Origin of the sequence: Flavobacterium sp. (assembly GCF_043760115.1) — a bacterium.
Taxonomy (GTDB): domain Bacteria; phylum Bacteroidota; class Bacteroidia; order Flavobacteriales; family Flavobacteriaceae; genus Flavobacterium.
The window spans coordinates 1-10,660 of the sequence record NZ_JAYUPK010000004.1 but is presented as its reverse complement, the minus strand read 5'-3'; the positions used below and the strand labels follow the sequence as shown (position 1 = coordinate 10,660).

The 10,660-nt window shown below is 31.0% G+C and carries 11 protein-coding genes; 8 read left to right on the top strand and 3 right to left on the bottom strand.

All coding sequences use genetic code 11. The annotated features are described in order from the left end of the window. The 6 genes from ACH2BC_RS00195 to ACH2BC_RS00170 form a co-directional block, all read left to right on the top strand. Positions 1-416, top strand: a 416-nt coding sequence (locus ACH2BC_RS00195) for an FAD-dependent monooxygenase (RefSeq protein WP_395051898.1), incomplete at its 5' end; no start/stop codon positions are given. Between the two features lie 191 nt (positions 417-607). Continuing rightward, entirely contained in the window at positions 608-1,180 is a 573-nt protein-coding gene (locus tag ACH2BC_RS00190) for a hypothetical protein (protein ID WP_395051897.1), read from the top strand. Between the two features lie 10 nt (positions 1,181-1,190). Then, a complete protein-coding gene (locus ACH2BC_RS00185; protein WP_395051895.1) occupies positions 1,191-1,817 on the top strand; it encodes a hypothetical protein in 627 nt (208 codons plus the stop codon). A 113-nt stretch (positions 1,818-1,930) separates the two neighbouring features. Then, positions 1,931-4,357: a carboxypeptidase-like regulatory domain-containing protein gene (locus ACH2BC_RS00180; RefSeq protein ID WP_395051894.1), complete on the top strand. Its 2,427-nt coding sequence runs from the start codon at positions 1,931-1,933 to the stop codon at positions 4,355-4,357. Positions 4,358-4,568: 211 nt separating this feature from the next. Next, positions 4,569-5,507, top strand: coding sequence for an NAD-dependent epimerase/dehydratase family protein (locus ACH2BC_RS00175; protein ID WP_395051893.1), 939 nt, complete (start codon positions 4,569-4,571; stop codon positions 5,505-5,507). Between the two features lie 276 nt (positions 5,508-5,783). Then, positions 5,784-6,905 carry an ATP-binding protein gene (locus tag ACH2BC_RS00170; protein WP_395051891.1) on the top strand — a complete coding sequence of 374 codons (1,122 nt, stop codon included), beginning with the start codon at positions 5,784-5,786 and terminating at the stop codon, positions 6,903-6,905. A gap of 3 nt (positions 6,906-6,908) precedes the next feature. Here the strand turns inward: ACH2BC_RS00170 and ACH2BC_RS00165 are convergent, their stop codons facing one another. Both ACH2BC_RS00165 and ACH2BC_RS00160 read right to left on the bottom strand, forming a co-directional pair. Then, complete coding sequence (locus tag ACH2BC_RS00165; RefSeq protein WP_395051890.1) at positions 6,909-7,244, bottom strand: Crp/Fnr family transcriptional regulator; 336 nt, start codon at positions 7,242-7,244, stop codon at positions 6,909-6,911. Positions 7,245-7,256: 12 nt separating this feature from the next. Further along, positions 7,257-7,484 (bottom strand): hypothetical protein, encoded by a 228-nt coding sequence (locus tag ACH2BC_RS00160; RefSeq protein WP_395051888.1) that lies wholly within the window; start codon positions 7,482-7,484, stop codon positions 7,257-7,259. Positions 7,485-7,769: 285 nt separating this feature from the next. On the opposite strand from ACH2BC_RS00160, the gene ACH2BC_RS00155 reads away from it, so the two are divergent. Beyond that, positions 7,770-8,315: a sugar O-acetyltransferase gene (locus ACH2BC_RS00155; RefSeq protein ID WP_395051886.1), complete on the top strand. Its 546-nt coding sequence runs from the start codon at positions 7,770-7,772 to the stop codon at positions 8,313-8,315. Positions 8,316-8,453: 138 nt separating this feature from the next. Then, the gene (locus tag ACH2BC_RS00150) at positions 8,454-9,587 is read left to right on the top strand and encodes an ATP-binding protein (RefSeq protein WP_395051885.1); all 1,134 of its coding nucleotides are present in this window, start codon (positions 8,454-8,456) and stop codon (positions 9,585-9,587) included. Positions 9,588-9,668: 81 nt separating this feature from the next. Here the strand turns inward: ACH2BC_RS00150 and purT are convergent. Continuing rightward, a partial coding sequence (gene purT / locus ACH2BC_RS00145; RefSeq protein WP_395051884.1) for a formate-dependent phosphoribosylglycinamide formyltransferase occupies positions 9,669-10,660 on the bottom strand: 992 nt, incomplete at its 5' end.

The window sequence follows — 10,660 nt, the reverse complement described above, 5'->3', positions numbered from 1 at the left end:
TTGAATGGATACCAGATTGGAATTCTTTCAAAATTTATTTATGGAAAATGAGAGATAGTGATGTTGCAAAAAAACCATACAACGATTTTGGAAATATTATTATGATTGGCGACGCAGCACACGCAATTATGCCAACTATCGGGATGGGTGCAAGTCTTGCTATTGAAGATGCTGAAATATTAGGTCAATATATTGCTACACAAATATCAAAAGGAAATTCAAACTTTAAGAGTGCATTGACTAAATATTCATCTGTAAGAGTTCCAATCTGGGAAGATTTAATGGGACGTGCAAGAACAGCAGCAAAATTAAATTTTGTTGGAATTAAAAATAAAAGCCGATTGTCATTTGGACCACAAATTCCTGGTCGCTTTCTGTGGAAAATAGTAGCAAAAATAGAAGAAATTATTTCGTAAACTTTAAGGTTTACAAACATTTAAAAAAAATAGGAGTTAATTTTTGACTTCTAATAGGAATACAAAATAAAAACTGCAAATCATAACTTTGATTTGCGGTTTTTTTTAGCTAAATTTCTTAACCCAAGTGAACGTTTTCAACTTCACATCCAACTCATCTTTGTAAAATAATTTTAAATATTACAAAGACGATGAAGAATACAATTAAAACATTCACGCTACTTTTTATTGCAATAATAAGTTTTCAATCTTACGCGCAAGAAACTACTACAAACTCAAAAAAATGGGGTTTTGAAGTCGATTTAATTCAACCATTTTTACCAGAAATAGAAATTATTACTGCAAAAGTTACTCGAAATATTTGGGGAAATACAGATGAAAATCACGGTGAATTTATGTTGGGTGCTTTTATCAGACCAAACGTAAAACACGATGTTGTAGAAACTATCGACGAATATATGGTTTCATTTGGTTATCGTCACTATTTTATTAAAAACTTAAACTTCGAATTGCAGTATTATGCCGGAAATGTAGATGCCAAGAAAAATAAAGTTGACGGAAAAGATTATTCAGGTTTTGTTCATTTTCTTGAAGCAAATGTTGGTTACAAGCTCAATATTTTAAAACTAAAAAGTTCAACAGTTTATCTAAATCCACAATTTGGTTATTTACAAGGATTAAATGATGAACTAATTATTGGTCCAAGAAACGGAAAGGCAGATGCGTTTGTACAAGGAAAACTGCAACTAGGAATATCATTTTAAATAAATAATTATGAAACAAATTGTAAAAATTATAGCAATCTTATTAATTAGTTTTAGGATAAATGCACAAGTCAGTTCAGAAAAAAAATCGTTTACCTATGGCGAATTTAAAGCAGGTTATGCCGTTTCTCAATTTGGCAAAAATCTCGAAGATCAATACGATGCAGGAAACTTTGGAACTTCTGGTGGCGGATTATTCACTTTAGCTGTGTATCATAAATTTGAAAGTATCAATTACTTCAACTTTGGTGGAAAATTTTCTGCACTTGGCGCATCACCAGCCAAAGGTGATAATAACAATGAATTACTTTTTAATTTTTGGGGTGCAGCAATTTCTGCAAAGTATTATCCATTAAATAAAAATGCAAATAAAGGTTTAAACTTTTACACCGATTTTTATTTTATTACTCAATTCACACAAAAGTATCGCAATGTAGATTCCAAAATTTTCAACCATCAATTTGCAACCGGAAACGGATTAATCTTTGGTGGTGCGTATGATTTTTCCTTTAGAAAATATAATTTTTCAGCATCGGTTGAATATGGTTTGGCTTCAAGAACTGGCGAAGTTACAGGCGTTGGAAATAGAACTTTCAACAGTAGCTACATAGGAACGCAATTGGGTTTTAAATTCTAAAAAATAGTTTATAAACAAATTTTTCTTAACCCAAGTGAACGTTTTCAAATGTAAACCCATCACATCTTTGCACTATAAATTTTAAACAATACTAATTTTCAAAAACTTATAAAATGAAATCGAAGATTCACGAACACAAAAAAAATAACATAATGAGTAAAAAAATCTTATTTCTAATTTTATGCTTTTCATCAAGCATCGCTTTTTCTCAAACTGGAATAATTCGAGGAAAAGTAATTGACAAGCAATCTGAAAAACCAATTGTTGGTGCAAATATCGAATTAATTGGAACTGAAGGAATAGCAGAAATATCAGATGCTGATGGTAATTTTAAATTGTCAAATGTGCCATTAGGAAGACAAAATATTCAAGTTAGTTTTCTTGGATATGAAAGTGCTTTTGTATCTGAAATTGATGTTACTACTGGTAAAGAAAATAGTGTATCAATTTCTATGACTGAAAAATTTAACTCACTTGATGAAGTTGTCGTTACTGGTGGCGGACAAAATAAAGCCAAAGCAATTAATAAAATGGCTGCGGTTTCTGTTAGACAATTTTCTGCAGAAGAAGCCAACAGATATGCTGGTGGACGAAGTGATGTAGCACGTTTAGCATCAAATTTTGCTGGTGTTGCAACTGCAGATGATAGTAGAAATGACATTGTAGTGAGAGGAAATTCGCCAGCAGGTTTGTTATGGCGTGTAGAAGGAATTCCAGTACCAAGTCCAAATCACTTTGCCACTCTAGGAACTACTGGAAGTCCAGTTTCGGCTCTAAATCCAAATATGCTAGCCAATTCCGATTTTATTACATCAGCTTTTCCAGCAGAATATGGAAATGCTATTGGCGGTGTTTTTGATTTAGGTTTTAGAAAAGGAAATACCGAAGATTATGAATATACAGTTGGTTTAGCAGCATTTCCTGGTGCAGAATTTATGGCTGAAGGTCCAATGTTAAAGAAAAATGGTGGCTCATTTGTCGCCGCAGCAAGATATGGTGTTGTTGGAACTTTAGGTTTAGCAGGAACAGCAGCCGCACCAAATTATAATGACATTTCTTTTAATTTAGACTTCGGAAATTCAAAGTTTGGAAACTTTACTCTTTTCGGAATTTTAGGTAATTCTGATATCGATTTCATCGGAAAAGATATTGAAGGCGATGATGATTTATTTGCAGCCAAAGATGAAGATGCTTATGCAACATCAGCTTTTAGCGCTTTTGGATTAAAACATACTATCGATATTGGTGATAAATCCTATCTAAAAACTACACTTGGTGCATCATCAGCGCAATCAACTTACGAAGCTTTCCGTTATTTTGATTTTCAAACACCAGCTGAAAACAGATTAAAATTTACAGAAACGGATAATACAGAAAGTCGCTTTACATTTTCTACTTTATTTAATTCTAAAATTTCTAAAAAATTCACATTAAGAACTGGTTTACTATACGAAAGCTTTAATCTTAATGCAAAAATAACAGACAGAGACAGACAAGAGGATAACAATGGCGATGGTTATCCAGATTTTGTAAGCATAATTAATAACGATGGAAACTATTCAATTATTCAACCTTATGCACAAGCTCAAGTTAGATTATTTGAAAAATTGACTTTAAATGCAGGTTTACACGGACAATATTTTTCTGTAAACGAAGAGTTTGCCATTGAACCAAGAGCTTCGTTGAGTTATGCTGTTAATCCAAAAAGTGCTATTAACTTTGGTTACGGATTGCATCATCAAAATGTGGCAGCACCAATTTTATTTTTAAATGAAAATATAGGTGGAAATTTAATTCAAACTAATAAAAATTTAGATTTAGTACGAAGTGAGCATTATGTGATTGGTTACGATTTAAGATTTGCAGACAAATGGAGAGCAAAAGTAGAAATGTACTACCAATCAATCAACAAAGTCGCAGTAGAAAGAACACCATCAGGATATTCATCGTTAACTGAAGGCGCAAGTTTTACTTATTCTATAGACAAAACTTCATTAATAAGTAATGGCGAAGGAAGCAATTCTGGGATAGAATTTACATTAGAAAAATTCTTCAGCAAAGGATATAATGTGTTATTTACTTCATCATTTTTTGAAAGTAAATACGAAGGAAGTGATGGTGTAGAACGCAATTCACCTTTTAATAATGGTTATGTAATTAATGCTTTGGCAGGAAAAGAATTCAAAATTGGAAAAGCAAGAAAGAATATTTTTTCTATCAATACAAAATTCACAACTGCTGGTGGAAGATATTACACGCCAGTTGATTTAGCAGCATCGCAAGCCGCAGGATTTGAAATAAAAGACGATACAAAACCATTTAGTGAGCAATACGATCCGTATTTAAGATTGGACTTAAAATTAGGAATGAAATTCAATAGTAAAACTAAAAAACGTTCGCATCAATTTTATGTCGATTTTCAAAATGTGACTGCAAATGAAAACGTTTTTACAAAAGAATATAACAGACAAACAGGTTTAATAAACCAAAAAGACCAAATAGGTTTTCAACCAGATTTTGGCTACCGATTTAATTTTTAAAGGTTTCATGTTTTGTTTGGTTAGTAAGAAAATGCTGGATTAACACATTCCCCAGCATTTTTAAAACTAAATTTCTTAAGATAAAATAAAACAACAATTTCATTTATTTTGTTTAGATGCTGGGTTTCTAAGTAAAAGTAAAACCTACTACTAAAACTTAGTTCCCAGTATCTTTTTTAATCTGCTTTATAAATAACTTACTTCATTTTAAATGAGAAATAATCAAATTATACTTGGATCTGGTGGAACAATTGGTTCGCTTTTAGCCAAAGATTTAAAAAAGTATACCAATCAAATTCGCCTGTTTTCAAGAAATCCAAAAAAAATAAATGAAGATGATATTTTAATTTCTGGAACACTTTTAGATACTAATGAAACCACAAATGCACTTCAAGATATTGATGTTGCCTATTTGGTTGTTGGGTTACCTTATGAAACTAAAGTTTGGGAACGTGATTTTGTGAAAATAGTTCAAAATGTAATAAATGCTTGTAAAATCCATAAAACTACATTAGTGTTTTTTGACAATGTTTATTTATATGATCCAGAATATTTTGAAGAACTAGACGAAGAAACGCCAATAAAAAGTACAAGTAAAAAAGGCGCAGTTAGAGTTGCAATTTCAAATTTGCTACATAAAGAAATTAAAAATAATGACATTAATGTTCTTATAGTTCGATCTGCTGATTTTTATGGTTTAAACATTTCAAACAGTATGTTCAATGAGCAAGTTATCAATAGAATTTTATCAGGAAAAAAAGCCAATTGGTTTTTAGATGCCAATAAAAAACATTCGCTAACTTTTGTAGAAGATGCTTCGAAAGCAACAGCAATGTTGGGAAATATAAATAGTGCTTACAATCAAGTCTGGCATTTACCTACTGATAAAGCGTATACTGCTAATGAATTGGTCAAAATTATTTCAAATATCACAGGAAAACCAGCAAAAATTAAAGTTGCCAATAAACTGATGATAACTATTTTAGGATGGTTTATTCCTGCAGTAAAAGAAAGTAAAGAATTATTGTATCAATATGATCGCGATTATGAATTCAAAAGTGATAAGTTTCAAAATGCTACGGGTATAAAACCTACTTCAATCGAGCTAGGATTGACTAAAATTATTAAAAATTTCAAGCCGCTAAAATAGAATTTTATAAGATTTTTTATTTCCTCAACATTCTACTTTTCATCTTACTAAAAAATTCAGGTGTGACACCAATGTAGGATGCAATTTGTTTTTGAGAGGTATTTTTTACAGCGTTTACGATATAATTTTTACCACAGTACCATTTAAAAATTATAATTGCACCAAGTTTTTAGTAGTATTCTAATATTAAAAAGCATCATTTTTAGATTGTATTCCGAAAAAAGCATATTTATTTTGGATTGTATTCCGTAAAAGTTGTATGTTTGTAAAAAAATTATGGTCACTCGGTTTTTAGAGCATATAATTACGTCCAATTTATACAAAAATAAAGTTATTTTGATTTTGGGAGCACGACAAACAGGCAAAACAACTTTATTAAAAAAAATTGCTGAACAACAAGAACGTACAATTTGGTTAAACGGCGATGAATATGATATACAACAACGCTTTAAAAATGCAACATCTACAAATTTAAAAGCGTTAATTGGAAATCATAAATTAGTTATAATTGATGAAGCACAGCGTATAGAAAATATTGGTTTGAGTTTAAAATTGCTTCACGACACATATCCTGATGTACAACTTATTGCAACTGGTTCATCAGCATTTGAACTGCAAAATAAAACGAATGAACCTTTAACAGGCAGGAAATTGGAGTATCAATTATTTCCAATCTCATTTGCCGAAATGGTTCAACATCACAGTGAGTTGTTAGAAAACAGATCAATTAAATCACGTTTGGTATATGGCTATTATCCAGAAATTATAAATAATGAAGGAAATGAAATTGATGTATTAAAATCATTAGCAGATAGTTACTTATTTAGAGATATACTAATGTTAGATACTATAAAAAAACCCGAAAAATTAGTGAAGTTACTACAGGCTTTGGCATTCCAAATTGGATCTGAAGTTTCATATAATGAAATTGGAAATTCAATAGGTTTAGACAGTAAAACGGTTGAAGTATATATAAATTTACTAGAAAAATCATTTGTACTATTTAGGTTAAACTCATATAATAGAAATCTCAGAAACGAGCTGAAATTAGGAAAAAAAATTTATTTTTATGATAACGGAATTCGAAATGCTATAATTTCAAGTTTTCAAATAATTGAAGCAAGACAAGATGCTGGGGCATTATTTGAAAATTTTTTGGTTTCAGAAAGAATGAAGTTCAATCATTATTCTAAAAATTATGTCAATACTTTTTTTTGGCGCACCAAAGAACAACAAGAAATAGATTATATTGAAGAAAAAAATGCTGAAATTTCTGCATTTGAATTCAAATGGAGTGCAAATAAAAAAGTCAAATTTTCAAAAACGTTTACCAATGCCTATCCCAATGCAAAAACACAATTAATAACTTTTGACAATATCACTACATTTTTAAGTTAATTTTTATTTTCTAAGCATTCTACTTTTCATCTTACTAAAAAATTCAGGTGTAACACCAATGTAGGATGTAATTTGTTTTTGCGGCACTTTTTGAATCAGTGTTGGATATTTTTTACAGAATTTATCGAAACGTTCTTCGGCAGATAAACTCAAATTATCCATCAATCGTTCTTGATGCGTAACCAATGAATTCTCAGATAAAATCCTGAAAAATCGTTCTAATTTCGGAATTTTTTCAAACAATATTTGTTGATTTTCTTTGGTGATAATAACCACTTCGGCATCTTCTAGAACTTCAATAAATAAATTGCCTGGTTTACCAGAAATGTAGCTGTACATATCGCCAATCCACTAACCTTGACAAGCAAAATGCAAAACGTGTTCAATGATGTTGTCGTTTATGTTGAAGCTTCTCAATATTCCAGAATTTACAAAATAAGTACTTTTGGAAACTTCGCCAGAACTTAGTAAAATGGTTTTGGCTTTGTACTGTTTTGTTTCTGTTCTAGAAAGAAAAATCGTTTCTTCTTCTGAAGTTAGCGAAATGATTTTTGATATGTTTTGAATAATTAGTTTCATATGTGGCAATTTGATTTTTTAGCGGTCACACGTGTTATCGCCTTTTTTTTGTATTTGCATTCGCAAAGTGACTTATTGGAGATTTCATCACTTCAAAAATACAGCTAAAATGGTTTTTCAAACAACTATTTTTCAAATCCGTTTAATCAGTGCAAATCTGTGGCAAAACTGTATATTTGATTAATTGAAAATTTAGCTATGAAATCGCTACAATAAAAATTTGCGAAAGCAAACGCCAAAAAAAGCGATAACATAGTTGACCTTTAAAAAATTAATTCTGCAAATATGAAAACCGAAAAAGAAAAAATGTTAGCTGGCGAAATTTATTTTGCCAACGATAAAGTTTTAGTTCAAGAACGCACTTTTGCTAAAAAATTACTTCATAAACTGAATGTTACCGAATATTTAATGAATGGAAATGCTAGAAACATTCTACGTCAATTAGTTCCAAATGCTGATAAACGAATATACATCGAACCGCCATTTCACTGTGATTATGGATACAATATTAATTCTGGTGAAAATGTCTATTTCAATGTGAATTGTGTAGTTTTAGACACAATGAAAGTTACCATTGGCGATAATGTTTTTTTTGCGCCTAACGTTCATATTTACACCGCATCTCATCCACTTGATGCCATTGAAAGAAGAACGGTCGAATGCTCAAAACCAGTTACAATTGGAAATGACTGTTGGATTGGCGGAAACTCAGTAATTTGTCCAGGTGTTACTGTTGGTAACGGTTGTGTCATTGGCGCCGGAAGTGTGGTTACGAAAGACATTCCAGATAATTCTCTTGCTGTTGGAAATCCTGCAAAAGTCATTCGATAATTGAATATATAAAATTCCTAATCTATTATTTACATACAAATAGTAGATTGTAATCGCATAATTATATATAAATAATAGATCATAATCGCATATTTATATACTTTTTTTGTATATTTGTAATCTAATATCACAGAAATTATGTTAGATTTAGATAGAATTTTAAAGAAAAATTTGCTCGAAAAATGGAATTCTGGGAAGGTTTTGATAGTAATTGGACCAAGACAAGTTGGTAAAACTACTTTAATTCGTTCCTTGTGTGAAGCAGAAGGGAATTATCTTTTTATAAATGGCGATGATAGCGAAGACCGATTGTTGTTAGAAAATGCTGGCGAAAATAAATTGCGAAATATTATTGGAAAATATACTACCGTTTTTTTTGACGAAGCACAACGCATTTCTAATATTGGTATAATTCTAAAAATAATCCACGATCAAATAAAAGAAATTCGGGTTGTAGTAAGCGGTTCGTCTGCATTAGAAATTGCCAACGAAATAAACGAACCATTAACTGGTAGAAAATGGGAATTCAACTTATTTCCGTTTTCTTGGCAAGAACTTAAAAATCATTTTGGATTTGCACAAAACACTAAAAATCTTCGACAATATCTTATTTATGGAATGTATCCAGAAGTAATAACCAATGCAAATGAAGCCGAAAGTACGTTAAAGCAAATTTCTGGAAGTTATTTATACAAAGATTTATTGCAATACCAAGGCATCAGAAAACCTGAAGTTTTAGATAAATTGTTGTTGGCTTTGGCATTGCAAATGGGTTCTGAAGTCAATTATAATGAGCTTTCACGAACTATTGGAGTTGATAGAGCCACGATTGAAAACTATATTTCGTTACTCGAAAAAGCTTTTGTAGTTTTTAGGGTAGCACCTTTAAGCAGAAATAATAGGAATGAAATTAACACATCCAGAAAAATTTATTTTTATGATAACGGAATTAGAAATGCCATAATTGGAAATTTTAAATCGTTAGAATTTCGTCAAGATGTTGGTGCGTTGTGGGAAAATTTTATAATTTCTGAACGCGTAAAATTACAAAGCTATAAAAAATGGCATGGTAGAAATTATTTTTGGCGAACCTATCAACAACAAGAAATAGATTGGATTGAAGAAATTGATGGTGCTTTTTCAGCTTTTGAATTTAAATGGAATACAAAAAAAAGAAATAAAAATTTTCCAAAAACTTTTATTGAGAATTATGAAGTTGCATTAAAAATGAATGTTACACCAGAAAACATAGATGATTTTCTTGAAATTTAATCTTATTTTTTAAAACCATTAAGTTAGTTAAGTTCATTAAGTCTTACCTTAAATTCCTTAACTAACTTAATGGTTTAAATTTTAATAATCTATTTTTACCAAACCAGCAGCACTTTTCGCCTTCTCAACAACTTCTTCAATAGGCGTTTCTAAACTATCATTCACTAATGAAATTCCCATTCTTCTGTAAGGTCTTGAAGTTGGTTTGCCAAAAATTCTAAAATCGGTTTTTGGTAATGCGGCTATTTTTTCAAGTCCAGAATAAGTTGGATTATTTGAATTTTCTGAAGCTAAAATCACAGCACTTGCGCCAGCTTTTTCTAATATAATTTCATGAATTGGCAAACTCAAAATCGCACGAAGATGCAATTCAAATTCGTTGAAATTTTGTGTTTCTGCCAAAGTTACCATTCCAGTATCGTGTGGTCTTGGCGATAATTCTGAAAAATAAACACCATCATCAGTCAAGAAAAATTCTACACCAAAAAGTCCTGCGCCACCAAGAGCTTCGGTTACTTTTCCTGCCATATCTTGTGCTTCAAATAAATCTTTATCAGAAATTCGAGCTGGTTGCCAACTTTCTTGGTAATCGCCACGTTCTTGTCTGTGACCAATTGGCGCGCAAAACAAAGTCGGATTGTTATTTTGAACCACAGTTAACAAAGTAATTTCTGAATTGAATTTTACAAATGCTTCTACAATAACTTCCACAACATCGCCACGCGAACCTTCAACTGCGTAATTCCAAGCTTTGTTAATGTCAGATTCAGTTTTTATTGTAGATTGACCTTTTCCAGACGAACTCATAAATGGTTTTACAACACACGGAATTCCAATTGCTGCAACTGCTTTTTGCAATTCTAAAGCTGAGGTTGCATATCTGTAATTAGCTGTTTTTAATCCTAATTCTTTACTTGCCAAATCGCGAATGGCTTTTCTATTCATAGTAAAATTTGCTGCTTTCGCAGATGGAACTACGGTAATTCCTTGTTTCTCATAATCATAAAAGCGTTCTGTTCTTATGGCTTCAATTTCTGGAACTATAAAATCAGGTTTGTGTTTGGCAACAATTC

Coding starts and splice junctions, on each gene's coding strand:
- ACH2BC_RS00185 (WP_395051895.1), top strand. CDS start 1,191: ATGAAACAAATTGTAAAAATTATAGCAATCTTATTAATTAGTTTTAGG.
- ACH2BC_RS00160 (WP_395051888.1), bottom strand. CDS start 7,484: ATGAAACTAATTATTCAAAACATATCAAAAATCATTTCGCTAACTTCA.
- ACH2BC_RS00150 (WP_395051885.1), top strand. CDS start 8,454: ATGTTAGATTTAGATAGAATTTTAAAGAAAAATTTGCTCGAAAAATGG.
- ACH2BC_RS00155 (WP_395051886.1), top strand. CDS start 7,770: ATGAAAACCGAAAAAGAAAAAATGTTAGCTGGCGAAATTTATTTTGCC.
- ACH2BC_RS00175 (WP_395051893.1), top strand. CDS start 4,569: ATGAGAAATAATCAAATTATACTTGGATCTGGTGGAACAATTGGTTCG.
- ACH2BC_RS00165 (WP_395051890.1), bottom strand. CDS start 7,244: ATGTACAGCTACATTTCTGGTAAACCAGGCAATTTATTTATTGAAGTT.
- ACH2BC_RS00170 (WP_395051891.1), top strand. CDS start 5,784: ATGGTCACTCGGTTTTTAGAGCATATAATTACGTCCAATTTATACAAA.
- ACH2BC_RS00190 (WP_395051897.1), top strand. CDS start 608: ATGAAGAATACAATTAAAACATTCACGCTACTTTTTATTGCAATAATA.
- ACH2BC_RS00180 (WP_395051894.1), top strand. CDS start 1,931: ATGAAATCGAAGATTCACGAACACAAAAAAAATAACATAATGAGTAAA.